Origin of the sequence: Alcaligenes pakistanensis (assembly GCF_014652815.1) — a bacterium.
Classification (GTDB): Bacteria; Pseudomonadota; Gammaproteobacteria; order Burkholderiales; family Burkholderiaceae_B; genus Alcaligenes; species Alcaligenes pakistanensis.
Map to the genome: position 1 here is coordinate 668,711 of NZ_BMZN01000003.1, position 25,101 is coordinate 693,811.

Here is a 25,101-nt window from a genome sequence, read left to right on the forward strand (position 1 = left end):
AAAAGCGAGCCAGATTGGCTCGCTTTTTTTATACCTCTGCTTGCTGCTGTGCTGACTGCTCCGCCCAATTAGGAGGCAATGGTGGCCCCACAAAGTTTTCCGCCTCGCTCAAGGCATGAGCCAGACCAAACAAGGGGGGGAGCTCTTCATGTTGACGCTGGCCGGATTCAAATTCCTGCCACACTTGATAAGCCCGTTGCCGCTGACGCACGACGGCCTCGATCTTTTCGCTGAAACCCGGGTCTTTACCCCTCAGGGTATCGAAGTCACGCTCGGTCAGCATCAACAAGCGGCTATAGCCCAAGGAACGCACTGTTCCTGCGTAATCGATATGCTCCAGCACCCCGACCTCGCCTATCGTCTGGCCCGTCCCTAGTTCGACCAGACTGCCATCGGGCAAGGTCAGCTCCAAAGCACCCGAGGCCACAAAATACATGACCCGCATGCCACCGTAGCGCAAATGAATGGTCTGGTCCGGCAGGGCCAGACGCGGACGCAAACGTCGCGCCAGATCTTTTTTGGCTTGCTCGGAAATACCGTCGAACATGGGCACCTGCGCGATCAACTCCATGGCGCTCATGGTCATGTCCAAGGTGGGCCGCTCGTCCAGATAGCGCCAGCGTTGCGTGATCTGTTTAACCAGATCCGCGTACATCTCGCTGGTAATCAAGGAGTGCGACAACATGGTGCGATAGTGGGCCCGTTCCTGCGAGGCCGCCACACGTGCCAAATAGGACTCTTGTAGCCACTGCGCGAACACAGGGTATTGCAGCGTCAAAGAGTGCAAGGCATCTTCCAATTGGGACAAACGCAGCTGATGAGCCTGCACAATCGTGCCAGTAGCGGGTTGTCCCAATAAGGGGGCCAGCTCGGTTTGGGCAAAGCGGATAAGGCGCTGGGCGACGGAGCGCTTGGCAATCAAATTGGAGAAGCGTTTGTCCAATTCCCGTACCAGCCAACCTTGCATCCCAAAGAGATAATGCAATCGCAAGGCTGCACGGAAGCCTCGGGAATAGCGCAGATCGTTGGCAATAGCTGCCTCAAAACCGGCCAGTCCAGCTAAGCGCACCGTGTCGTTCATACGCTCTGCCCGGCTTAACAACGACTCGGCAGTTTTCCAGTCCACAATCTGCGATTTAAGCAGTTCGTAAAACAGTTCTACTTCGCGGGCCGACAAAATAGCCATGCCCATTTTTACTTTCTGTGCCTCAGTCAAACTTTGAATCTGGCCCGATGCCACACCCGCCTGACTGGCATCAAAGACGGTACATAAACGCTCGATAACTTGTGGTTTGATCTGCTCTTGCCGACCCAGCTCCTCGGTCTTGTCGCGCAGTTCTTCCAAGGCCAGACTCACCGCCTGATCCCGTAAATGACGCTCCAGAGGGGTCAGCTGATTCAGCCCTAAACGGCGAATCAATGGTCGCAGGCTGATCCCGTTCACAAACAGAGTCAGCAGCACAAAACCCGTAGTCGCCACACCAATGAACTGACGCACATCGTGAGGAATTGCGTGTTGCTCTGTTACCGCCAGCGCTAGTGCCAAGGAGACAGCACCGCGCAAACCACCCCACAGAATCACGACCCGATAAGGACGGCTGACTCGAGTGCCAAAGCGCGTGCGCCCCAGTAAGGGCAACACGCCAAACACCATAGCGGCGCGGGCAAGCAGTGTCACTACAAACAGCAAAACCACCAAGCCAATCTGCATCCACGTAATTTCGGCCATCAGGCGCGGAATCAGCATGGCGGCAAACAAAAAGATCAGGGAATTGGCCAGGAACCCCATCTGGGTCCAGGAGCTGCTGAGCAGTTCAAAGGTAGCGGGCGACATGCGCGTGCGGCCGGTAGAACCGACCACCAGCCCAGAGATAACCGTTGCCACCACGCCAGACACACCCAGATAGTGCTCGGAGACAAAGAAGGCGAGGTATGCCAAGGAAATTGTTAGTGTGACTTCGGCCGCAGGCCAGCCACGCAAAAGCACAAATAAACCGCTGGCCAGACGTCCCATCAGAAATCCAGCGACCCCGCCGCCCAGAAAGCTGAATAGAAAGCTACCCAGCACCGTGCTGCCGCTTAATTCACCACCACCGGTCAACACCGCTAACAACACGGAATACAGGGCAATGGACGCCGCATCGTTAAACAGGGCCTCGCCTTCCACCAGGGTAGACAAGCGTTTGGGTGCTCCCACTTCGCGGAAAATACCTACCACGGCCACAGGATCGGTCGTGGCCACAATCGCGCCCAGCATCAGACACACGACCAGGCCATAGGAAGAGGCGGCGTTAAGGGCATAGCCCACGGCAAAGGTACAGACCACCACCGCCACAATCGCCATCATAAGGATGGCACCGATATCGTCGAGCAGCCGGCGCAGGTTCATAGCCAGCGAGGTCTCGAACAACAAGATGGGCAGGAAGGCGTAGAGAAAGGTATCGGAGGAGATGTCGAAGGCTTGCAGGGTGTCCAGGAAGTCCGACACCATCTTGGGTGCCCAGGCATGCAAGTGCAGCAAAATACCCAGTACAAAACCGATTAAGGCCAGAAGGACAGAGTACGGCAGTCGCAAGCGTCCAGCCAAAGGCGGCATAAAGGCAACCAGCCCCAACAGGCCTGCCAATCCAAAAACAAACTGCCCAATCTGCATCGCGACATCCTTTGTCATCTGCATTGAGTCGATCGGCATGTGCATACGCATCCAGGCATTGCCCTGGGCAGGCCAGATCGGCACGGAAAATCCCCCCGCTTTCCGTATGAATCAGGATAGCGCCTTTTTCTTGCAGTACAGCCGCCGAATTACCTTTTTCTAGCAAAATTTACTTTTATTGGCCTATGGCTTGGCAAAGAGAAACACACAGTGACATCGGCGGTGTACTAAGGCGGCTCACTCTCTGCGCCAGCGCAAATTGAAGACAGAAATAACTCGTTATACTTTCGCATCATGAAGTTCACGCGCACCTTCCTCGCTGCGACAAACTGGCCCCCTCGTTTGGGCCTGTGCTTGTTGCTGCTGGCCTTGGTGCTGCGCGGAATCGTGCCAGCCGGCTATATGCCCAAGCAGACCGAGCAAGGTTACGCCCTGGCCTTCTGTCTGCCCTCGGGGCAAAGCTTGCCGCCCGAAATGCTGCGGCATTGGGCCGCGCTCTTAGGTGATGACGCCGCATCCCATTCGGATGAAGCCACGACCAGCGCAACCTGTCCGTTTTGCGTAATGCTGCAAGCGGCGCTGACGCCTACGCCTGTGGCTCTCTTGGCCCCCTTGAACGTAGGCCAATCCCGCCCTTTCCTGCTGCCCCCGCTTAATCCTGCACTGGCCCAGGCCTTTATTCGTGGCCCACCTGTGGGGCAACGCGCCCCGCCCGCTTTTCTTCCTGCCTGATTCCCCGCGTTCGGCCCTGCCGCTACGCCAACTATCTTTTGCTGCCATCGACCAAGCGGACTTGCCGCTGGACGGTGGCCGCCCTTCGGAATTTAGTCATGAAGAAAATGTTAAGCCCCGGCCTGATCAGCGCCGGTGTTCTGGCCTGCCTACCCGCCGCAGCCCTGGCTCAAGCCACGGTTATTGAACAGCTCAGCCCCATTGTGGTGACAGGTGTTGCGCCTGAATCCCCCCTGCAGTTCACCACCAATCCCAAGCTGCCCCGCTTGCCCTTGCCTGCCAGCGACGGCACGGATTACCTGAAGACCATTCCCGGCTTTGCGGCCATCCGTAATGGCGGCAGCAATGGCGACCCGGTACTGCGTGGCATGTTTGGCTCGCGTCTGGCGGTACTGACCAACGGCAGTTCCATGCCCGGTGCCTGCCCGTCCCGCATGGATGCGCCCAGCTCGTATATTTCACCCCAATCCTTTGATGAGCTGACCATTATCAAAGGCCCGCAAAGCGTGCGTTGGGGGCCGGGGGCTTCCGCCGGAACGGTGCGTTTCGAGCGTAAGCCTCCTGGTTTCACGGAGAAAGACGCCACCTTGGAGGCCAGTATTTTGGGCGGCTCGGCGGGTCGTCACGCGGGGAATGTGGACTTTACGGCTGGGAACGAATCCTACTATGCCCGCCTGACTGCCAATCAAGACCGTGCTCAAGACTATAAGGATGGTGATGGGGAGCGTGTGCCTTCGCGCTGGAAGAAATGGAATACGGATGTGGCCATTGGCCTGACCCCCGATCCTGACACCGTACTGGAATTAAGCGCAGGCACGGGCGACGGCTATGCCCGCTATGCCGGTCGCGGTATGGACGGTACTCAATTCAAACGCGAGACCCTGGGCCTGCGTTTCCAGAAAGATATGCACGAAGGTGTGCTGCGTAATGTAGAAGCCCAGCTGTACTACAACTACGCCGATCACGTTATGGACAACTACGAGCTGCGCCCGTTCAAGCCTGGTGGCGGCATGTCCATGCCCATGGCTTCCAATGTCGATCGCCTGACCTGGGGTGGCCGCCTGAGCATGGACTGGGCCTTGAGCGACGACCTGACGCTGACCACGGGTGTGGATGCCATGCGCAGCCGCCATCGCAAGCGCAGTGGCATGGGGATGCAGAACTACCGCGACCAGGATTGGGTAAAAGATGCCGAGTTCGACAATATCGGTATCTTTACCGAAGCCCGTTGGGATTTGAATGACTCCAGCCGCCTGATTGGCGGAGCTCGTCTGGACAAAGCCACGGCGCGTGACCTGCGTCCCAGCCTGGGCAGCAGCATGATGAGCATGCCCAACCCCGGTGCCAATGAACGCCGCAAGGAAACCCTGCCCAGCGCCTTCCTACGTATCGAGCATGATTTGGAGTCCCTGCCCTTGAGTCTGTATGCCGGTGTCGGCCACGTACAGCGCATGCCCGATTACTGGGAGATGATTTCCCCAGCCAGCGGTCCGCAAGGCAGTGCCAGCGCTTTCCTGGGCGTTCAACCCGAAAAGACAACACAGCTGGATTTTGGGGCGCAGTACAAAACTGAAACCGTCTCTGCCTGGGCTTCCGCCTATATCGGCCAGATTCAGGACTACATTTTGTTTGATTACCTGCCCGGCGGCATGATGGGCACCAAAACCCAGGCTCGTAACGTTAATGCCCGCATTATGGGTGGCGAACTGGGTGCGGACTGGAAGGTGAATTCCAACTGGACGCTGGGAAGCAGCCTGGCCTATGCCTGGGGCCGCAACAGCACCGACAGCCGCGCTCTGCCACAAATGCCACCGCTGGATCTGCGTCTGACGGCGGACTATGTGCAAGGTCCCTGGTCAGCAGGAGGGGTATGGCGCCTGGTCGCCAAGCAGAATCGCTACGCTAAAGGACAGGGCAATGTGGTGGGCTACGACTTTGGGCCTACCGGTGGGTTTGGTACCCTGTCGCTGTATGGCGGCTACAAAATCAACCGTAATCTGTCCCTGACGGCGGGTGTGGACAATGTGTTCGACAAAACCTACGGTGAGCACCTGAATCTGGCCGGGAATAGTGGGTTTGGTTTTGGCGCGGCTACCCGCTTTAATGACCCCGGTCGCACCGTCTGGCTGCGAGCCGCTTTGTCCTTCTGATCATTTCGTTTTCGCGCTGCTCAGGTCTGGCCGACTCGGCAGCGAAAACTAACACAAAAAATCAGAGCAAAAAAAAGGGACACCTAGCTGGTGTCCCATAAACATCCGCTTCAAAAGGGAGGGGAAGAGGAGAAGCCGAAGCGGATGCGCAAATGCCGATTTGCATAGGTGGCAAAAATCAGCAGATGTATTGTTTAGTCCGCGCAGATCAGCTTAAGTTCTACGAATTCCCTGAAAACTTGTAACTCTTTAAAACGGCTTAGACCGCGCCCGCCAAAGCGACGCGCAACTTCTTGAATGCCGCCACTTCGATTTGACGGATACGCTCTGCCGACACGCCAAATTCGGCAGCCAGATCGTGCAGCGTGGCACCACCCTCGTCCTGCAACCAGCGGGCGCGCACAATGCGCTGCGAGCGCTCGTCCAAGGTGTCGATGGCTTCTTCCAGGCCACTGCCTTCCAGCATGTCCTGAGCACGGCGTTCCAGCACGCGTGTGGGCTCCTCCTGTCCTTCATCGGACAAGTAGGAAATAGGCGCGAAATGCTCATCGTCGTCGTTGGTAGGGGCTTCCAGGGCCATATCATGGCCAGACAGCCGCACTTCCATCTCGCTGACGTCCTGCGGACGCACATCGAGTTCACGTGCAATGGCATCGACTTGCGCAGTGTCCAGTGTTTGACCGTCCGGACGCATGCGACGCAGGTTAAAAAACAGTTTGCGTTGGGCCTTGGTCGTGGCCACTTTGACCATGCGCCAGTTACGGACCACGTATTCGTGAATTTCGGCCTTGATCCAGTGCACAGCAAAGGACACCAGACGGACACCACGCTCGGGGTCAAACCGTTTGACGGCCTTCATCAAGCCCACATTACCTTCCTGGATCAGGTCGGCGTGGGGCAAGCCATAGCCCAAGTACTGGCGGGCAATGGAGACCACCAGACGCAGGTGCGACAAAATCAGTTCACGCGCAGCGTCCAGGTCATCCTGGTCGCGCAGGCGCTGGCCCAACTCAGTTTCGCGTTCAGCGCTGAGCATGGGCAGGCGGTTAACAGCAGAAATATACGCTTCGATCGTCCCCAGTGCGCCTGGATTAGACACGGCGGCGACCAGATCATTACCAGACGTCAGGGCCAAAGCGTTCGCTTGTTGTGTCATGGAAAATCCTTCAAAAGTCAGCCGGCGAGAGCACAAACACAAGGCCCTCAAACCGTACAAAACGTATTTCAACAATCATTGAGTTTAGCACTCGATGCTCTGGAGTGCTAAAAATTTCGAATACAGGAATAAGAGCGTCGCAGCAAGAAAAAGTTCACTGCTATAGAGAAAACAGCGACAAATCGGTGGGCAGAACACCACAAACAGGTAAAAAACCGTGGCTGACTGAGCGTAACGCCTTCTTGCCCACCGAAAAATAACAAAGTGCGACCTTGTTTATCCAGCGATCACAGCCGCTCGGCGTGAAAGTTCAGATGGTCCTGAATAAAGGTCGAGATGAAGTAGTAGCCGTGGTCATAGCCTTCGTGACGGCGCAAGGTCAAAGGCTGTTTAGCCTGCTCGCAAGCCTGCTCAAATACTTCCGGATACAGTTGTTCGGCCAAAAAACCGTCGCTCAAACCCTGGTCCACCAAAATACCGGCGGGATACGGCGTGCTGGCCTTGGCCATCAAGGCACTGGCGTCATGCTGCTCCCAGGCTTGACGATTCTGGCCCAGATAAGCGCCAAAGGCTTTTTCACCCCAGGGGCAGCGTGTTGGCGCGGCAATGGGTGCAAAGGCAGAAACAGAACGGTATTTGCCGGGATGACGCAGCGCCAGAGTCAAGGCACCATGGCCACCCATAGAGTGACCAAAAATACCGACACGGCTGGCATCACCAGGCAGGATGGTAGTGACCAGATCAAACAGCTCCTGGCTCACATAACTTTCCATGCGGTAGTGCTGGCTCCAGCCGGGCTGGGTGGCATCCAGGTAGAAACCGGCACCGGTTCCCAGATCCCAGCCCTCATCCTCCCCTTCCACACCGGCGCCACGCGGGCTGGTGTCAGGGGTGACCAGCATGATGCCGTGCTCGGCAGCGTAACGCTGGGCAGCAGCCTTGATCATGAAAGTTTCTTCGGTGCAGGTTAGACCTGCCAGGAAAAACAGCACAGGCACGCGGCCTTGGCCAATGGCTTCTGCCAAACTGGCGGCACCCTTCTGCGCGCTGGCCTGCAATTGCGGCGGCATGTACACAGAAAAACGCATGGGCAGGCCAATTGTCTGCGAAGCGTGTTGGTAATAGCGCTGCCAACCATCAAAACAGCGGTGTTCGTTGAGCAGTTCCAGTGTCTGAGCCATAGCCCCCTCTTGTTTTCAATTGCAGATCCGACCCAAAGCCTGATGACACATCAAACAGTGGCACGCTGGCTTTGGAGCCGGGATAAAGGGCACAGGCCACTGCCTGCGCCTCTTTAAACAACCTCTATTAGTACATCACCACCGAACGGATGGATTTGCCTGCATTCATCAGATCAAACCCTTCGTTGATGCGCTCCAACGGCAAGGTGTGGGTGATCAGATCGTCGATGTTGATCTTGCCATCCATGTACCAATCCACAATCGTCGGTACGTCAGTACGGCCACGGGCGCCACCAAAGGCGGAACCCTTCCATTCGCGCCCCGTTACCAGCTGGAACGGACGAGTGGAGATTTCTGCACCGGCTTCAGCCACACCAATAATGATGGACTGGCCCCAACCACGGTGGCAGCACTCCAGCGCCTGACGCATCACCTTGGTGTTGCCGATACATTCAAAGGAGTAATCCGCACCGCCGTCTGTCAGTTGAATGATGTGGTCGACCACGTTTTCAACTTCATTGGGGTTCACAAAGTCGGTCATGCCGAACTGGCGAGCCATGGCCTGGCGCTCGGGGTTGATATCCACGCCAATGATCTTGCCAGCGCCAACCATCTTGGCACCCTGGATCACGTTCAGGCCGATGCCGCCCAGACCGAACACCACCACGTTGGCACCCGCTTCCACCTTGGCTGTAAACAGCACAGCGCCCAGACCTGTAGTGACGCCACAGCCGATATAACAAACCTTATCGAAAGGCGCGTCGCTACGAATCTTGGCCAAGGCAATTTCCGGCACCACGATGTGGTTGGCGAAAGTCGATGTGCCCATGTAATGGTGCACAGGCTTGCCGCCAATGGAAAAGCGCGACGTGCCGTCCGGCATCAAGCCCTTGCCCTGGGTAGAGCGAATGGCGGTACACAGGTTGGTCTTGCGCGACAGGCAGGATTTGCACTGCCGACACTCGGGTGTGTACAAAGGGATCACGTGATCACCGGGACGCAGGCTGGTCACGCCCGCACCCACATCCAGCACCACGCCTGCGCCTTCATGGCCCAGAATGGCAGGGAACAAACCTTCTGGATCAGCGCCAGACAGGGTGTAGTAATCGGTATGGCAAATGCCCGTCGCCTTGATTTCGACCAGCACTTCGCCCGCTTGGGGACCTGCCAGATCGACCTCTTCAATCGTTAGCGGAGCGCCCGCTTTCCAGGCAACAGCTGCACGTGTTTTCATGTGGTCCACCCTCCGGGTAAAAGTAATTATGGTTACAGCAAACTCGGTCCTTCGGGACCAAACTCTTAAAGTATAGAGAGTATTTTATAAGGCGCTGCCGGGCTGTCTGCATCTTGTATGGATAAAGACGGCCATACAGCACCCGACGGGCCTCAATACAAGGACGATTTACCCGTTAACAGCACGCCCAGGCGCAACATACCATAGGCCAGATAATCGCCCAGCCGACTGAACAGGCCCAGGCGCTGATACTGCTCCTGATTAACCCGCGTGGCATTGTGCTCAATTTCGTATTCCAGCTTGGCCTGCAGGTTCTGGGTAAAGGGCGCGTCCTGAATCAGGACATTGGCCTCACGTGCCAGCAACAGGCTAAAAGGATCCAGGTTGGATGAACCGACCATGGAATAGTCATCGATCACCGCTACTTTGGCGTGCAAGTAACTGGCCTTGTACTCGTACAGCTCAATGCCATGATCCAGCAATTTCCCATACATGAATCGACAGGCCCGGTACTGCAAGAAGTACTCGGCATGACCTTGCAGCAACAAGCGCACCCGTACGCCGCGCTCAGCCGCCTGTTCAATACGCCGTCGCAAGGTGCGACCTGGAAAGAAATAGGCATTGGCCAAGATGACTTGCTCTTGCGCCTTGCACAGCAAATGCAGATAGGCCTGCTCGATTTGCTGACGATGGCGCACATTATCCCGCAGCAACAAACTTGCCCGTATGCCTTCAAATACCTGACCGGCCTGTTGTGCCTGCTTGCGTGCCTGCCGCCGCTTGCGCCATTCACGCCAGGTAGTGAAGCGTTGCGTAAAACTGTCCCAGTCCTGGCGTCGCCGCCAAGCCATACGCAGCCATAAGGCCTGCTGGGCACGAACCATATCATCCACAATCGGCCCTTCGCAACGTACGGCGAAATCAAAGCGCGGTTTCCCCTCACCGTTGACCAAAGGCACATCGTCAAAGTCGTCCAGGATATTGATGCCGCCAACAAAACCCACGCGCTCATCAACTACCAACATTTTTCGGTGCAATCTACGCAGGCGTCGTAAGGACAGACGCGGTTCGCGCCAGCCCTGGGGTTTGGGACGATAAATCCGGTAGCGGGCGCGCATCGCCTTTAACTGCTCGGCAATCTGCAAGGCGTGTACATCGCTGCCAAAGCCATCCACCACCACACGCACCCGCACACCGCGCTCGCAGGCTCGCCGCAAGGCGTCCAGAACACTGTGCCCGCTGTCATCCAGGTTGAAGATATAGGTTTCCAGATGCAGGCGTTTCTGTGCCTGATCGATAGCCGCACAAATGGCCGGAAAGAATTCCTGGCCATTTTGCAGCAAGGTGATTTGATTACCTTCGTGCCAATGTGGATCGCGCTTCAGACTCGGCATGCTTGCTAGGCCTAGGCGCTCCCCCTTAGGGTAGCTCCAGCTCAGTCAGGATAGGAGCATGGTCGGACAATTGCTTCCAGGGCTCACCCACCAGCACACGGGCATTACGCACTGCAAAGCCACGCTGGTAAACACGGTCCAACCGTAACCAGGGGAACGCTGCCGGGAAGGTCCGAGGAGGTGGCGTCATACGCGCGGCCCCGTTCACGCCAAGCTGGATACCTTGTTCAGGCACCACCAGCCCGCTTTTACGCATGGTACGCAGCCACTGGATGGGCTGGCGCAGCCGGAAACGCTTATCAGCCTGACCACGAGGCGAAAAGGAAAACACTTCGTACAGGTTCAATTGCTGCACAAAAATGGGCGCCAGACGGTTATTCCAGTCGTTGAAGTCGCCTGCGATCAGCAAAGGCTCGTCCGCCGGGACGATGCGCTTGATGCGATCGAGCAAGGCCTGAATCTGGCGAACACGTCCCCCATTGAACAGGCCCAGGTGGACCACAATGCAATGCACCGGGCGGCCACCGACATCCACAATCGCATGGAGCAAACCGCGCTGTTCCATACGATGGTCGGAAATATCCTGGTTTTCGTACTGCAGAATGGGAAAGCGCGACAAAAGCGCATTGCCGTGATCCGTATGAGGACGAACCACATTGCATCCGTAGGCCGTATTCATGCGCAAGGCAGCGGCCAGGGATTCGTGCTGGGCGTCCAGACTGCTTTGCAGCTGGTTACGCCCCTGCACTTCCTGCAAAAACAACAGGTCAGGAGACAGTCCGTAAAGTCCCAGGCGTAAATCCGCCAAGGACTCCCGTTTACCCGAAGCCGAGCGGCCTTTGTGAATGTTGTAGCTAACTACCCGAATCACTGACACGCTGTCTCCCGATCTGACTTACTTGTTTTCAACAGCCCGCAGACGAATATGCAACTCACGCAGTTGCTGCTCGTCCACAGCCGATGGGGCCTGGGTGAGCAGACACTGAGCACGCTGTGTCTTGGGGAAAGCAATCACGTCACGGATCGAATCAGCACCAGCCATCAAGGTGACCAGACGATCCAGACCCATAGCCAGACCACCGTGTGGAGGCGCACCGTACTGCAGTGCATCCAGCAGGAAGCCAAACTTCAGCTGAGCTTCTTCAGGACCAATATTCAGGGCGTTGAACACTTTGCTCTGAATCTCGGCACGGTGAATACGGACCGAGCCGCCACCCACTTCCCAACCGTTCAGCACCATATCGTAGGCCTTGGCGAAGGCTTTGCCGGGATCTGTTTCCAGCAAGTCTTCGTGACCATCTTTGGGGCTGGTGAACGGATGGTGAGCGGCAAAGTAACGGTTTTCGCCTTCGTCGTACTCGAACATGGGGAAGTCCACCACCCACAGGGGTTTCCAACCCGCTTCGAACAAGCCGTTTTCTTTACCGAATTCGCTGTGGCCGATTTTAATGCGCAGTGCACCAATCGCGTCATTGACGATCTTGGCCTTGTCCGCGCCAAAGAAGATCAGGTCGCCGTTCTGGGCGCCGGTGCGCTCCATGACTTGCTTGAGCACGTCCACATTGATGTTCTTGACGATGGGCGACTGCAGGCCTTCAGGGATAGCCGTCACATCGTTAACTTTGATGTAAGCCAGACCCTTGGCACCGTAGATACCGACGAACTTGGTGTAGGCATCGATTTCGCTGCGGGGCATAGCGCCACCACCAGGAACGCGCAACGCCACCACGCGGCAGGCTGGGTCGTTTGCGGGTGCGGAGAACACCTTGAAGTCCACTTCACGCATCAAGTCAGCCACATCCACGAACTCCAGCTTGACACGCAGGTCAGGCTTGTCCGAACCGTAGCGCAGCATGGCTTCGGTCCAGCTCATGGTGGGGAACTTGGGCAGTTCAACGTTTTGCACCGTGCGGAAAATGTGCGCAACCATGCCTTCAAAGATGTCGCGAATCTGTTCTTCGTTCAGGAAGGAGGTTTCGCAGTCGATCTGGGTGAATTCAGGCTGGCGGTCAGCGCGCAAGTCTTCGTCGCGGAAGCACTTGGTAATCTGGTAGTAACGGTCAAAACCGGACACCATCAGCATTTGCTTGAACAACTGGGGCGACTGCGGCAGTGCGAAGAATTCACCTGCGTTTACACGCGAAGGCACCAGGTAGTCGCGAGCGCCTTCAGGGGTACTCTTGGTCAGCATGGGGGTTTCAATATCGATGAAACCCAGGTCATCCAGATAGCGACGGGACTGCATGGCCACTTTGTAGCGCAGCATCAGGTTGTTTTGCATTTGCGGACGGCGCAAATCCAGAACACGGTGCGTCAGACGCGTGGTTTCAGACAGATTATCGTCATCCAGCTGGAATGCGGGGGTGACCGATGCGTTCAGGATTTCGATTTCGTCACAAACGATTTCGATCTCGCCCGAACGCAGATCAGGATTGATCGTGCCGTCAGGACGAGCCTGGACGCGACCAGTGATGCGCAGGCAGTACTCATTACGGATACGTTCGGCCACTTCAAAGGCCTGCACGTTGTCGGGGTTGACGACAACCTGCGCCAGACCCTCACGGTCGCGCAGATCAATGAAAATCACACCCCCGTGGTCGCGGCGACGATGTACCCAGCCAAACAAATTGACCGTCTGGCCCAGGTATTCTTTGGAAACCTCGCCGGTATAACACGTACGCATCTAGGATGACTCCGAAATAGTAAAAACTGCAAATTGGAAAATTCAGGTTCCAGCCAAGGGAGGCGCCCCATCGGGCCCTTCCGGCTGGTCAGAAACAGGGGGCAAAGCGATCGGCTCTGTCGGGCCAACCACACCCATGGAGACGATGTATTTAAGCGCCGCATCCACGGTCATGTCGAGCTTGTGAACATCGGCCCGAGGCATCATCAGAAAAAAACCGGACGTCGGGTTAGGCGTGGTGGGAACGTAGACGCTGACAAAGTCGTCGCCCAGGATCTGCGCCACTTGTCCGCCCGGCGTGCCCGTTAAAAAGGCAATGGTCCAGGAACCGGCCCTGGGATACTGCACCAGGACGGCCTCGCGAAACGCCTGACCATCGGGCGCCAACACCGTATCACTGACTTGCTTGACCGAATTATAAATGGAACGCACCAAAGGAATACGCCCAAGTAGCAATTCCCAACGATCCACGACCGCGCGGCCCAGGTAATTGGCTGCCAGTAAACCCGTGCCAAACAAGACCGCCAGCACCAGCACAATTCTAAAGCCGGGGATACGCAAGCCAAACAGGGCCTGCGAGGACAGAAACTCCGGCACCACGCTCTCCAGCGTTTCGATCAGCAAGGTCATCACCCAGACGGTGATGACCAAGGGCACCCAGATGAGCAGGCCAGTGACGAAATAACGCTTGAAGGGGCGCATAAGAAGTGGTGTTAGCTGGACGATGAGGAGGTAGGCGTTGCCGGTGCTGCGGGCGTGGACGCTGTGCCACTGTCCGCAGGCTTGCTGCCACCCTGGTTACGGAAATCCGTTACGTACCAGCCCGTACCTTTGAGCTGGAACCCTGCTGCCGTTACCTGTTTGGTAAAGGTAGACTGCTTACATTCTGGGCAAACCTCTAAAAGAGGGTCCGACATTTTTTGCAGCACATCTTTTTCGTATTGGCACGAGCTGCATTTATACGCATAGATAGGCACGACTCATCCTAACAAAAAGCCGAAACAAAATTCGAGATAAAAATAGTGGGGCCAGAACTGGCTAAATCAAGCCAGGGCTCCGCGAAACCAGCACCCACAACGGGTATCCAGGGGCGCTTCTGCCGTGATTTTAGCCCTTTTGGCGTTCAATCGCACTGAACTTCGCCCCGCCCAGACAGGCCGCCCATGGCGGCCACCCGGTTTAGATCAAAAACATGCAGGCTGCGATCAAGGTTGGCACCGCCGCACTAAGCAACAAACGCAGGGGCGAAATAGCCCCATCCGGGAAGCTGCCTTTCAGAATGGAGAAACCCGCCGGATTGGGCGCATTGGCAATCACCGTCAAGCCACCGCCGGTTACTGCACCGGCCACCAGCATGTAGCGCCAAATGTCCGACGTGCCTTCGACCAGAGAACCCAGATAGGTCAGCGCCGCGTTGTCGGTCACCGCTGTCAGGGCCGTTGCCCCCCAGAACAGAACGGTAGGCGACAAACCGCCCAACAAGTCTTGCAGCCACCACTTCTGCAGGCCGCCCAGCACCACCAGACCAGCCAGAAAGAAGCCGACCATCAGGCCTTCGCGCACCAACAGGGGGTTTTGATAGTGTTTGTAGGAATGTGCATAGCCGATAAACAGCATCAGCAAAGCCATAAACACGATGGGGTGATGCGCACCGAGCACAATCGCCACCAAAAAGGCGACGTGAATCACCATGACGGTAATAGGAACCGCACGCTGCACTTGGCCGGATTCGGGCATGCCCTGTCCCATTTCCAACAAGGCTTTGCGGCACACAAACGTCACCAGACTGGCATTGATCACCACGGCCAGCACAGCACGCCAACCAAAGTGAGTGGACATATAGGCGGTATCCCAGCCAAACGTGCTGGCCACCATCAGGACCGGTGGCGCGGCATAGGCCGTCAACACGCCCCCAATAGAGACGTTCACAAACAGAACACCCACCGTCAAATACTTGAAACCGGCATGGCCTTGATGACGAAAGTAGGTTTTGTGTAGCAGCAAGGCCGCCAAAGTCATGGCCGCAGGCTCGGTAATCAGGGAGCCGGCCAACGGCACCACTGAAATCGTGATGAAGTAGGTAGAGATCTTGTCCGACATGGGCAGAGCACGCGCCAGGACGGAGACGGTATTGTTCACCAGTTCCAGGATTGGGCGGCTGGCGGCAACCACCATGATCGCAAACACGAACATGGGTTCAGTGAAGTTGCGGCCTTCCAGATATTCAATCGCCGACTTCAAGTCAACAAAAACGGCCATATAGGCCACCAGCACACAGGCCCAGACGCCAAATACGGCCTCGACTTCGGACAACATATGCCACAGCCCAGCATGGCTGCCTCCTTTATTGGCCAAGCGTGCAAACACCGGAACCGAGAAGGTGTGGACGATGGCAATAGCAAACAGCGCCGTTGCAACATACTCAAGAGGAGAAGCCATTCTTCAAACCTTTATAGCTTTTTTACGTAAATTGCTTGAATGCGTATCAAGACAAACTGATCGTGCCGGCCAACGCGGCCACCACCAACAAAACCCCAACCCAGATATTGGCACGAAAAAGGCGCAGGCCTCGTTCGGGATAGCGCACATCAAAATGCCGCATCTGCCACAGCAGATGAAGAGCAATAACTGCCATCACCACGTAATACAAGACCCGCTCGTTCAGCAGGAAACCGCCCACCAGCCAGCAGGCCATGGCGGCAATGTAAAAACCGCTGATCCAGGTTTTGCCTGCTTCGCGGAAACGCAGGGCCGTGGAGTGCAGGCCCAGCTTGGTATCGTCAGCCACATCGATATAGGCATAGATGGAGTCATAGCCCACCTGCCACAAAATCGCCCCCACCCACATCAGTACGGCACCGACGGGCACCATATTCTGCGTATCGGACCAGGCCATCAACATGCCCCAGTTAAAGCAAATACCCAGCACCACTTGCGGCCAGTAGGTAAAGCGCTTGCAAAGGGGGTAAATCATCACCACGGGAAACAGCGCCAGCGCCAACCAGCGGCTGTATTCATTAATGGCCAGCAGCAGCAAGGCACACACGGCAATCTGTGCCAGCACAAAAATAACCGCCTGCCGCATGGTGATCTGCCCACTGGTCAGGGGTCGGAAGCGGGTTCGCTCTACCTGGTGATCGAAATTGCGGTCGGCCATATCATTAAAGCAGCAGCCAATACCGCGCATCAACAAGGCACCCAGGGAGAAAATGACCACGCGCCACAAGGTGGGAAGGCCGTCCGCCGCCTGCACCAAAGCGGCAAGCGCGGGCAGCAGAGTCAGCCACGTTCCTACGGGCCGGTCCAGCCGGCATAAACGGGCATACGGTCCCCAAGACGCGGGCAGATAGCGGGCCACCCAATCATTGGTGCGCATATCAGATAGATCAGGACGCGGGGAAGATTCCGAAGCGGATGGAGATGTCATAGAGGTAAAACCTAAATCCAGGCGTCAGGCCATAGACTGAAAACAGGCATACCCTCTTGCAAGAGGGTATGCAGTGGATTCCGGGAACCTGCTCATGCTCGTCACGTAAACGGAGCTGAATGGGCTGCTCTGAAAACCACAGCGCTGGCCAAGCCAGCGCATGAAAAGACGCAGAGCAATCAGCCTGCGTCCATTGTCTGCCAAACAGCCATCAGGCTTCTTTGATGAGTTTACCCAAGATGGCGATGCCTTCGCGAATTTTTTCCTCGGGCACGGTCGCAAAGCTCAGACGCAAGGTGTTGTGCTGAACATCGTCACCGGCGTAGAAGGGTTCGCCGGGTACAAAGGCCACCAGATTCTCAATGGCTTTTTGCAACAGAGCGGAAGCATTTACGTGCTTAGGCAAAGTCACCCAAATAAACATGCCGCCTTCAGGGCGAGTCCACTTAGCCGTGTTCGGGAAATGCGTGTCCATCGCGTCCAGCATGATGGCGCATTGCTTTTGGTAGATATCGCGCACTTTAGGCAGGTGCTTGTCCAGGAAACCGTTATGCACGGCTTCGTAAACTGCCATCTGCGTCAAGGTAGAGGTGTGCAAGTCCGTGGCCTGCTTGATCTGCACCAGCTTATCGATAATTTTGGCGGGAGCCACGATGTAACCCAGACGCAGGCCGGGAGCCAATACCTTGGAGAAGGTGCCCAGACGGATAACCGTGGCACCTGCCTTGCGACCTAAAGACAGCAAGCTAGGCAGACGCTCGCCTGCATAGCGCAGTTCGCCGTAAGGATCGTCCTCGACAATGGGGATATGCGCAGCCGCACATCGCTCCACCAGGTCCTGGCGACGCTCCAAAGGCAGGCGCAAGCCGGTGGGGTTCTGGAAGTTGGGCAATGCGTACAGCAGACGGGCACCCATGGCTTCAGGCGCGGACACGTACTCTGGAATCATGCCTTGGTCATCGGTAGGAATAGCCACAAAAGCAGGATCGTAAACAGACAAAGCCTGCAAAGCGCCCAGATAAGTAGGCGATTCAACCAGCACCTTGCTGCCTTCGTCGATAAACAGCTTGCCCAGCATGTCCAGCGCTTGCTGCGAACCATTCACCAGCAGGATTTCGTCGGCGTGAACCGAGGCGCCTTCGGCGCTCATCTGATCGGCCAACCATTGACGCAACGGCAAATAGCCTTCGGTAGTGGTGTATTGCAAGGCGACTCGGCCCTGCTCGCTCAGTACCTTGTTGAACGCACTTTGCATTTCCTCGACAGGAAAGCCAACTGGAGTAGGCAGACCGCCCGCAAAGGAAATAATCTCAGGACGCGCAGTGACCTTGAGAATTTCACGAATTGCGGAGCCACTCAGTTTCTGGGCACGTTGGGAAAAGGTAAAAGACTGCGAGAGGGTATCCATGATGCGGGAAAGTCCTGAAGAAGAACGATTAAATACTTCATATGCAAACTTTATAGCTTGCAACAATTAACGCAGGACGCCGGAAAATCCAGGCATCCTGCTCCTTTGAATGCATTACAACTCGGGTTTATTAGCGTATACCTTGCCACCAAGCGGCTTGCAGCGCAAGTAGACAAACCGCTCCAGCTCGGGATTTACCCTGAAAAAACGACTCGCCATCCCGGGCAATCGTCGTGCTTTGTCTATACTCAACTATTGTATATACAATTAAAAAAACACCTGGAGCCATGCCACCATGAGCCAGCCCCACCCTGCCACTTCGCTTCGCCTGCTGAACATCAGCAGCCTCCCAGAGCAAGCCTGGAAAAATGGTGGTGGCACCACCCGTGAGGTGCTGTGCCATCCGGCCAAGTCGGGGTACGAGAGCTTTGACTGGCGCATCAGCCTGGCCCATGTGCAAACTTCCGGCGATTTCTCCCGCTTTCCGGGCATAGACCGGCACATCATGTTGATCGAAGGCGAGAGCATGTCGCTGACTCAGGGGGAAGGGACACATCTCCTACATCCTTTCAAACCCTATGCCTTTGCGGGTGAAGACCCTATGGTCTGTTTGTTACCGCAAGGCCCGACTCGGGATCTGAACCTGATGCTGCGCCGGGGCCGCGCCCAGGGCAGCTTGCAGGCATGGCAAGGACGAAGCGCCACCACAACACTGGCCGCTGGCACCCACTTTCTGTACGCCCCAAAAGGAGGCTATCGCCTCCAGACCGACACACAGAGCTGGACCTTGGAAGCCGAACAAGCGCTGACGGGCAGCAGCACCCACCCCCTGCACCTGGAAGTCCAAGCCGACTCGGCTGATGCCGTCCTGGTCTACGCCTATATCGCCCCTAACGGAACGAATTGATGATGAGCTACACACTCTGGACTGAATTACGCTTGGCTCCTACTGCCGACCCCGAGTACGTCATTGAGAACGCTTGCCTGGTCGAGCAGGCGGGCCGCATCGCCTGGATGGGCCCCCGCCATGCCCTACCCGCCCAATGGCAGCAGCCAGTTCAAGAACACAGGCTGGGAAATCGCTGGTTGACGCCCGGCCTGATTGATTGCCACACCCATCTGGTTTACGGCGATAACCGCGCCCAAGAGTTCGCCTTGCGACTGGCAGGCGCATCCTACGAAGAAATCGCCCGCCAAGGTGGCGGCATTGTGTCGTCCGTCAAAGCCACCCGCTCCTTGGACGAAGACCAATTACTAGCCCAAGCGCTGCGTCGTCTGGACGCCTTACTGGACGAAGGCGTCACCGCCATTGAAATCAAATCCGGCTATGGCCTGAACCTGGAGAGCGAGCGCAAAATGCTGCGCGTGGCCCGCCGCCTGGGTGAACTGCGTCCCGTCACCGTACGCACGACCTTCTTAGGTGCCCATGCCCTGCCCCCTGAATTTGCGGGGCAAACCGATACCTACCTGGATCTGGTCTGCGATCAAATGCTGCCCACGCTGGCACAAGAAGGCTTGATCGACGCGGTTGATGTCTTTTGCGAACGTATTGCCTTTGACTTGAAGCAATCCGAACGCGTTCTGAAAGCAGCTCAAGACTTGGGTCTACCCGTCAAAATGCACGCCGAACAGCTGTCTAATCTGGGTGGGACGGAGCTAGCGGCACGTTATCAAGCCCTGTCTACCGATCATCTGGAGTATCTAGATGAAGCCGGCATCATCGCCATGAAAAAAGCCGGGACCGTGGCGGTGCTGCTTCCCGGTGCGTATTATTTCCTGCGCGAAACCCGGCTCCCCCCTATCGAATTGCTGCGCAAGCACGGCGTGCCTATGGCCCTGTCCACGGACAGCAACCCCGGCACCTCGCCCTGCGCATCCCTGCTGCTGATTCTGAACATGGGCAGCACGCTCTTCAAATTAACCGTGCCCGAAGCCCTGGCCGGTGTCACCCGTCACGCCGCCCAAGCCCTGGGTGCTCCGGACATCAATGGTGAGCTGACCGTAGGCGCACGCGCCGACTTTGTTGCCTGGGACATCGAATCCCTACCCGAACTGGTCTATTGGTTAGGCCTGCCACGCTGCGCCCTAGTCGTGTATCAAGGAAAAATCAGCCGTGATCTGCGTAAGGAATCATCATGAGCATTGCCCGGCACTATGAAGCGCTGTGGGCTCCCTGGGCCTATCTGGACGGCCAATGGCAGGCCAATGTTTTGCTGCGCTGGGACCCGCAAGGCACATTGACGAATGTTCTTCCCCAGGCCAGCCAACAGGATATAGACGCTGCGGGTAAGATCCACAAGACACAGGGCGCCGTGTTACCCGGCATGCCCAACCTCCATTCACACGCTTTTCAAAGTGCTATGGCCGGGCTGACTGAATTTCGGGGCCAAGGCCAGGACAGCTTCTGGAGTTGGCGCGACCTGATGTACCGCTTCGCCGCCCGTCTGGAACCCGAGCATATGTACGCCATCGCCCAGTGGCTCTATATACAGATGCTGAAAGCGGGTTACACCAGCGTGTGCGAATTTCACTACCTGCACCACCAGCGTGACGGCCAGAACTACGACCCGATTGGCCGGCTGGCCCAAGGCGTACTGAATGCGGCCAGCGCCAGCGGCTTGGCCATTACCATGCTGCCGGTGCTGTACCAATACAGCGATTTTGGTGGCAAAACCCCACGGCAGGATCAGCAGCGTTTTTTGAATAGCCCGACGCAATTGCTGTACTTGCTGGAATCCCTGCACAGCAGCCACCCCCTGAACGTAGACCGGCGTTACGGCGTTGCACCCCATTCTCTGCGAGCCACCGGTGTCGGTTCCATCAACACCCTGATCGACGGCCTGCACAGCCTGCCTTCGCGCCACCCGATTCATATCCACATTGCCGAACAAATGGCCGAAGTTCTGGCCTGCCAGCAACTCAAAGGCAGCAGCCCTGTGGCCTATCTGTATGACAACTTCAATGTGGACGAACGCTGGTGCCTGATCCACGCCACCCACATCGACGAGCAGGAACGCCAGCAAATTGCCCGCAGTGGCGCGGTTGCGGGTTTGTGTCTGACGACCGAGGCCAATCTGGGCGATGGCCTGTTCCCGGCCGCCGCCTTTCTGGCCGAGCAAGGACGTATGGGCATAGGTTCGGACAGCCATATCTGCGTAGACTGGCGCGCCGAGCTGCGCTTGCTGGAATATGGTCAACGATTGATCAGCCAGCAACGGAATGTGCTGGCATCGCCCAAACAGCCTTTTGTCGCGGACCACTTGTTTGATATCTGTGTTCACGGAGGCGCACAGGCGTCTGGACGAGCCAGCGGGCAACTAAGCCCCGGCTATCAGGCAGATTTGATGGTGATTGATCTGGAACACCCCAATCTGGCGGGGCTGGATAGCCAACATTGGCTCTCTGCCATGGTCTTTTCGGAACGCGCCCACGCCAACCCGATTCAGGATGTATTCGTCAGCGGAACAGCCTGCATTACGGACGGCCATCATCCACAGGAAGAAGCGGCCTTTGCCGCTTATCGAGAAACGCTAAGCAGTTTATTAAGCAGCACCTAAAGCCCCAAAGACCCATTCAGAACGAGGCTCTCAAATCGCCCTTAAGGCTTGCGGCAAACACCTCATAGGAGCGGCATCTGATATAAGCCACACCTCCTAACCGTCGATTAGCAGCCGTCCTGCAAAACAAAAAAATCCCCGGCTTGGTGATCCAGGCCAGGGACAAGTTCGTGGAGACAAAAAAATCAGCCGTACTTCCTGAAAACTAGAACAGATCAGCAGCCGTCGCTGCCAGGCTCTCGTCCAGCACCAAGGCTTTCACAGCCTCGATATCGGGAGCCAGATAACGGTCCTGATCATAGAACGGCACGGCCTGACGAATTGCGTCCTGTACGTTCTGCAAACGTTCCGAAGTCAACAAGGGAGCATGGAAATCAATGCCCTGTGCCGCACATAGCAATTCAATCGCCACAATGGCAGCCGTATTCTGTGCCATGTCTTCCAGTCTGCGCGCCGCAAAGGTAGCCATGCTGACGTGATCTTCCTGATTAGCCGAGGTCGGCAAGCTATCCACACTGGCCGGATGCGCCAACGACTTGTTTTCCGAGGCCAAAGCCGCCGCTGTGACATGGGCAATCATGAAGCCCGAATTCAAGCCTGCTGATGGCACTAGAAACGGTGGCAAACCGGAGATACTGGCGTCAATCAACAAAGCGACCCGTCGCTCTGCCAGTGCGCCAATTTCGGCAATAGCCAGGGCCAACCCATCGGCGGCAAAAGCCACCGGTTCGGCGTGAAAGTTGCCGCCAGAAATCACCTGATCCGGTTCGCCATTCTGGCCGGGGAACACCAGCGGGTTATCCGTAACGGCATTGGCTTCGGTCAGCAAGGTACGTTCGTTTTGCGTAATCAGATCCTGAATCGCGCCCATAACCTGGGGCTGGCATCGCAAGCTGTACGGGTCCTGCACCTTATTGTCATTGTCCCTATGTGACTGACGAATCTGGCTGCCTGCCAGTAGTTCCCGATACAAACGCGCAGCGTAGATCTGCCCTGGCTGACCACGCAGCTCATGGATACGCGCGTCAAAAGGTGCGTCGCTGCCTTTAGCAGCGTCCACACTTAAGGCACCGGCCAGAATCGCATTACGGAATAAGGTCTGGGTGCGGAACAGCCCATTTAAGGCTAAAGCGGTAGACACTTGCGTGCCATTAATCAGCGCCAGCCCTTCTTTGGCCGCCAGCACAATCGGCGTGATGCCGGCCTTGGCCAAAGCCTGCTGAGCAGGCATCCACTCGCCCTGCCACTTGGCTTGTCCTTCCCCGATCAGGGTCAGCGTCATGTGCGATAAAGGAGCCAGATCACCCGATGCGCCCACAGATCCTTTGGACGGAATAAATGGCACCACGCCTGCATTCAGAATATCTAGCAAGGTCGTAACCACGTGCGAACGTATGCCCGAAAAACCACGCGCCAGACTGGCAATTTTCATGGCCATGATCAGTCGGGCGACCGCATCGGATACCGGCTCGCCCACACCCACGGAGTGCGACAAGATCAGATTTTTTTGCAGCTGCTCCAGGTCGTGATCAGGAATGCGCTGCTGGGCCAGTTTGCCAAAGCCGGTATTGATGCCGTAGGCCGGATTACCTTCGCGGATGATCTTGGCCACAATGGCCGAGGACGCATCCATTGCCCCAATCGCCTCTGGCGGCAGAGTCAGAACAACCGGTTCCTGCCAGATCTGTCGCAACTGTGCCAAAGTCAGTGCCCCGGGAGAAAGCTCGATACTCTTGCTCATCATTCTGTCCTGTTTTCTTATTTGATCATGGGCAGTGTCAGCCCAAAATTCTTGGCGGTTTGAATTGCCAGCTCATAGCCTGCATCAGCATGACGCATCACACCACTGGCGCAATCGTTAATCAAGACCCGTTCCAGACGGGCATCAGCCTGCTCGCTACCGTCGGCCACAATCACCATGCCCGCGTGCTGGCTGTAACCCATGCCCACCCCACCCCCGTGGTGTAGAGAGACCCAACTGGCACCGCCCGCGGTATTTAGCAACGCATTCAGCAAAGGCCAGTCCGACACGGCATCCGTGCCATCACGCATGCTCTCGGTTTCGCGGTTGGGACTGGCGACCGAGCCGGTATCCAGGTGGTCGCGACCAATCACAATGGGCGCTTTCAGCTCGCCCTTGCGCACCATCTCGTTGAAAGCCAAACCGGCAAGGTGGCGCTCGCCCAGGCCCAGCCAGCAAATACGGGCAGGTAGCCCCTGGAAAGCAATGCGTTCCTGGGCCATATCCAGCCAGCGATGCACGTGCTGATTATCCGGAAACAGTTCTTTAATCCTTTGATCGGTTTTGTAAATGTCTTCCGGGTCACCGGATAAGGCCACCCAACGGAACGGGCCTTTACCTTCACAAAACAAGGGGCGGATATAGGCAGGGACAAAGCCCGGAAAGTCGAACGCGTTTGCTACGCCTTCATCCAAGGCAACTTGACGAATGTTATTGCCGTAATCCACGACGTGAACGCCCATTTTCTGGAAATCTAGCATGGCTTGTACATGCACCGCACACGACTTGGCAGCGGCTTGCTGAATATGAGCATGTTGGGCAGGATCTTTCTGCGCCGCCTGCCACTGCTCCACCGTCCATCCTGAAGGCAGATAACCATTCAATAAGTCATGCGCCGAGGTCTGGTCTGTCACCAGATCAGGTTTCAGGTCACCGGCCTGCGCGCGTCGCACCAGTTCGGGCAAGACATCAGCAGCATTACCCAGCAAGCCAATCGACACGGCTTCTTTGGCAGCGGTATGCTGAGCAATCAGCTCCAGCGCATGATCCAGATCACGCGCCTGTTTATCCAGATAGCGGGTCTGCAAACGAAAGTCGATACTGCTTTGCTTACACTCAATAGTCAGCGATACGGCACCGGCAAAGGTCGCCGCCAAAGGCTGTGCGCCACCCATACCACCCAAACCGGCAGTCAGAACCCAGCGCCCGGCCAGTGAACCACCAAAATGCTGACGGCCTGCTTCAGCAAAGGTTTCGTACGTACCTTGCACAATGCCCTGGCTGCCAATGTAGATCCAGCTGCCCGCCGTCATCTGCCCGTACATGAACAAACCGGCCTGATCCAGTTCGTGGAACTTCTCCCAATTAGCCCATTTAGGCACCAGATTGGAGTTGGCCAGCAGGACACGCGGCGCATCACTATGAGTGCGAAAGACCCCCACCGGCTTGCCGGATTGAATCAATAAAGTTTGGTCGTCGTCCAATTCCCGCAGGCTGGCCAAGATCTGGTCGTAGCACTCCCAATTGCGGGCCGCACGGCCGATGCCGCCGTACACCACCAAATGCTGGGGGTTTTCTGCCACAGCCGGGTCCAGATTGTTCTGAATCATGCGGTAGGCCGCTTCAGCTACCCAGTTCTTGCAACTGAGCTGAGCGCCTGTGGGAGCATGGATCTGCCGACTGGCATCAAAACGAGGGTCTTGGCTGGCCGCCGAAGGGTGATGATCAGGCATGGTGATGTCCTCCATCTGAGGTGTCGTCTGGATACGCGCTGGTTCTATCCGA

General features: G+C 56.7%; 19 protein-coding genes. 5 read left to right on the forward strand and 14 right to left on the reverse strand.

Annotated elements, in window-relative coordinates:
• Window positions 1-28 precede the first annotated feature (28 nt).
• Complete coding sequence (locus IE156_RS12285; protein WP_189392941.1) at window positions 29-2,653, reverse strand: cation:proton antiporter; 2,625 nt, start codon at window positions 2,651-2,653, stop codon at window positions 29-31.
• A 294-nt stretch (window positions 2,654-2,947) separates the two neighbouring features.
• On the opposite strand from IE156_RS12285, the gene IE156_RS12290 reads away from it, so the two are divergent.
• Both IE156_RS12290 and IE156_RS12295 read left to right on the forward strand, forming a co-directional pair.
• Window positions 2,948-3,385, forward strand: coding sequence for a DUF2946 family protein (locus IE156_RS12290; protein WP_189392809.1), 438 nt, complete (start codon window positions 2,948-2,950; stop codon window positions 3,383-3,385).
• A 98-nt stretch (window positions 3,386-3,483) separates the two neighbouring features.
• A complete protein-coding gene (locus tag IE156_RS12295) occupies window positions 3,484-5,535 on the forward strand; it encodes a TonB-dependent copper receptor (RefSeq protein ID WP_189392810.1) in 2,052 nt (683 codons plus the stop codon).
• A gap of 259 nt (window positions 5,536-5,794) precedes the next feature.
• Here IE156_RS12295 and rpoH read toward each other — a convergent pair whose 3' ends face one another.
• The 11 genes from rpoH to IE156_RS12350 all read right to left on the reverse strand — a co-directional run bounded on the left by rpoH (window position 5,795) and on the right by IE156_RS12350 (window position 18,018).
• The gene (gene rpoH / locus IE156_RS12300; RefSeq protein ID WP_189392811.1) at window positions 5,795-6,691 is read right to left on the reverse strand and encodes an RNA polymerase sigma factor RpoH; all 897 of its coding nucleotides are present in this window, start codon (window positions 6,689-6,691) and stop codon (window positions 5,795-5,797) included.
• Between the two features lie 287 nt (window positions 6,692-6,978).
• Entirely contained in the window at window positions 6,979-7,872 is an 894-nt protein-coding gene (fghA, locus tag IE156_RS12305; protein WP_189392812.1) for an S-formylglutathione hydrolase, read from the reverse strand.
• A gap of 127 nt (window positions 7,873-7,999) precedes the next feature.
• Window positions 8,000-9,106: an S-(hydroxymethyl)glutathione dehydrogenase/class III alcohol dehydrogenase gene (locus IE156_RS12310; protein WP_189392813.1), complete on the reverse strand. Its 1,107-nt coding sequence runs from the start codon at window positions 9,104-9,106 to the stop codon at window positions 8,000-8,002.
• A 152-nt stretch (window positions 9,107-9,258) separates the two neighbouring features.
• Complete coding sequence (gene clsB, locus IE156_RS12315) at window positions 9,259-10,500, reverse strand: cardiolipin synthase ClsB (protein ID WP_189392814.1); 1,242 nt, start codon at window positions 10,498-10,500, stop codon at window positions 9,259-9,261.
• Window positions 10,501-10,525: 25 nt separating this feature from the next.
• Window positions 10,526-11,377: an endonuclease/exonuclease/phosphatase family protein gene (locus IE156_RS12320; RefSeq protein WP_189392815.1), complete on the reverse strand. Its 852-nt coding sequence runs from the start codon at window positions 11,375-11,377 to the stop codon at window positions 10,526-10,528.
• An 18-nt stretch (window positions 11,378-11,395) separates the two neighbouring features.
• Complete coding sequence (aspS, locus tag IE156_RS12325) at window positions 11,396-13,183, reverse strand: aspartate--tRNA ligase (protein WP_189392816.1); 1,788 nt, start codon at window positions 13,181-13,183, stop codon at window positions 11,396-11,398.
• A gap of 42 nt (window positions 13,184-13,225) precedes the next feature.
• Entirely contained in the window at window positions 13,226-13,885 is a 660-nt protein-coding gene (locus IE156_RS12330) for a DUF502 domain-containing protein (RefSeq protein ID WP_189392817.1), read from the reverse strand.
• A gap of 11 nt (window positions 13,886-13,896) precedes the next feature.
• Window positions 13,897-14,160 carry an FmdB family zinc ribbon protein gene (locus tag IE156_RS12335; protein WP_189392818.1) on the reverse strand — a complete coding sequence of 88 codons (264 nt, stop codon included), beginning with the start codon at window positions 14,158-14,160 and terminating at the stop codon, window positions 13,897-13,899.
• 202 nt (window positions 14,161-14,362) lie between these two features.
• Complete coding sequence (locus IE156_RS12340; RefSeq protein ID WP_189392819.1) at window positions 14,363-15,622, reverse strand: putative Na+/H+ antiporter; 1,260 nt, start codon at window positions 15,620-15,622, stop codon at window positions 14,363-14,365.
• 46 nt (window positions 15,623-15,668) lie between these two features.
• Window positions 15,669-16,610, reverse strand: coding sequence for a 4-hydroxybenzoate octaprenyltransferase (ubiA, locus tag IE156_RS12345; protein WP_189392820.1), 942 nt, complete (start codon window positions 16,608-16,610; stop codon window positions 15,669-15,671).
• A gap of 211 nt (window positions 16,611-16,821) precedes the next feature.
• On the reverse strand, window positions 16,822-18,018 hold the full coding sequence (locus IE156_RS12350; RefSeq protein ID WP_189392821.1) for an aminotransferase-like domain-containing protein: 1,197 nt from the start codon (window positions 18,016-18,018) through the stop codon (window positions 16,822-16,824).
• A 295-nt stretch (window positions 18,019-18,313) separates the two neighbouring features.
• Between IE156_RS12350 and IE156_RS12355 the strand changes: the two genes are divergently transcribed.
• Genes IE156_RS12355 through IE156_RS12365 form a run of 3 tightly spaced genes read left to right on the forward strand, consistent with a single transcriptional unit; the run spans window position 18,314 to window position 21,575 of the window.
• Window positions 18,314-18,925, forward strand: a complete 612-nt coding sequence (locus IE156_RS12355; RefSeq protein ID WP_189392822.1) for a HutD/Ves family protein — start codon at window positions 18,314-18,316, stop codon at window positions 18,923-18,925.
• A gap of 2 nt (window positions 18,926-18,927) precedes the next feature.
• Complete coding sequence (gene hutI / locus IE156_RS12360) at window positions 18,928-20,157, forward strand: imidazolonepropionase (RefSeq protein WP_189392942.1); 1,230 nt, start codon at window positions 18,928-18,930, stop codon at window positions 20,155-20,157.
• Window positions 20,154-21,575 (forward strand): formimidoylglutamate deiminase, encoded by a 1,422-nt coding sequence (locus tag IE156_RS12365; RefSeq protein WP_189392823.1) that lies wholly within the window; start codon window positions 20,154-20,156, stop codon window positions 21,573-21,575. The genes hutI and IE156_RS12365 overlap by 4 nt, the downstream gene beginning before the upstream one ends.
• 205 nt (window positions 21,576-21,780) lie before the next feature.
• On the opposite strand, the gene hutH is transcribed toward IE156_RS12365, so the two are convergent.
• Both hutH and hutU read right to left on the reverse strand, forming a co-directional pair.
• Window positions 21,781-23,316 carry a histidine ammonia-lyase gene (gene hutH, locus IE156_RS12370; RefSeq protein WP_189392824.1) on the reverse strand — a complete coding sequence of 512 codons (1,536 nt, stop codon included), beginning with the start codon at window positions 23,314-23,316 and terminating at the stop codon, window positions 21,781-21,783.
• Window positions 23,317-23,333: 17 nt separating this feature from the next.
• Window positions 23,334-25,064, reverse strand: coding sequence for a urocanate hydratase (gene hutU, locus IE156_RS12375; protein WP_189392943.1), 1,731 nt, complete (start codon window positions 25,062-25,064; stop codon window positions 23,334-23,336).
• Window positions 25,065-25,101 lie beyond the last annotated feature (37 nt).

What these genes read in the sequence shown, in the direction of transcription:
- clsB (WP_189392814.1), bottom strand. Translation starts at nt 10,500, where the DNA reads ATGCCGAGTCTGAAGCGCGATCCACATTGGCACGAAGGTAATCAAATC.
- IE156_RS12365 (WP_189392823.1), top strand. Translation starts at nt 20,154, where the DNA reads ATGAGCATTGCCCGGCACTATGAAGCGCTGTGGGCTCCCTGGGCCTAT.
- aspS (WP_189392816.1), bottom strand. Translation starts at nt 13,183, where the DNA reads ATGCGTACGTGTTATACCGGCGAGGTTTCCAAAGAATACCTGGGCCAG.
- ubiA (WP_189392820.1), bottom strand. Translation starts at nt 16,610, where the DNA reads ATGACATCTCCATCCGCTTCGGAATCTTCCCCGCGTCCTGATCTATCT.
- IE156_RS12340 (WP_189392819.1), bottom strand. Translation starts at nt 15,622, where the DNA reads ATGGCTTCTCCTCTTGAGTATGTTGCAACGGCGCTGTTTGCTATTGCC.
- IE156_RS12350 (WP_189392821.1), bottom strand. Translation starts at nt 18,018, where the DNA reads ATGGATACCCTCTCGCAGTCTTTTACCTTTTCCCAACGTGCCCAGAAA.
- hutH (WP_189392824.1), bottom strand. Translation starts at nt 23,316, where the DNA reads ATGAGCAAGAGTATCGAGCTTTCTCCCGGGGCACTGACTTTGGCACAG.
- hutU (WP_189392943.1), bottom strand. Translation starts at nt 25,064, where the DNA reads ATGGAGGACATCACCATGCCTGATCATCACCCTTCGGCGGCCAGCCAA.
- IE156_RS12355 (WP_189392822.1), top strand. Translation starts at nt 18,314, where the DNA reads ATGAGCCAGCCCCACCCTGCCACTTCGCTTCGCCTGCTGAACATCAGC.
- rpoH (WP_189392811.1), bottom strand. Translation starts at nt 6,691, where the DNA reads ATGACACAACAAGCGAACGCTTTGGCCCTGACGTCTGGTAATGATCTG.
- IE156_RS12295 (WP_189392810.1), top strand. Translation starts at nt 3,484, where the DNA reads ATGAAGAAAATGTTAAGCCCCGGCCTGATCAGCGCCGGTGTTCTGGCC.
- IE156_RS12310 (WP_189392813.1), bottom strand. Translation starts at nt 9,106, where the DNA reads ATGAAAACACGTGCAGCTGTTGCCTGGAAAGCGGGCGCTCCGCTAACG.
- fghA (WP_189392812.1), bottom strand. Translation starts at nt 7,872, where the DNA reads ATGGCTCAGACACTGGAACTGCTCAACGAACACCGCTGTTTTGATGGT.
- hutI (WP_189392942.1), top strand. Translation starts at nt 18,928, where the DNA reads ATGAGCTACACACTCTGGACTGAATTACGCTTGGCTCCTACTGCCGAC.
- IE156_RS12330 (WP_189392817.1), bottom strand. Translation starts at nt 13,885, where the DNA reads ATGCGCCCCTTCAAGCGTTATTTCGTCACTGGCCTGCTCATCTGGGTG.
- IE156_RS12285 (WP_189392941.1), bottom strand. Translation starts at nt 2,653, where the DNA reads ATGCAGATTGGGCAGTTTGTTTTTGGATTGGCAGGCCTGTTGGGGCTG.
- IE156_RS12290 (WP_189392809.1), top strand. Translation starts at nt 2,948, where the DNA reads ATGAAGTTCACGCGCACCTTCCTCGCTGCGACAAACTGGCCCCCTCGT.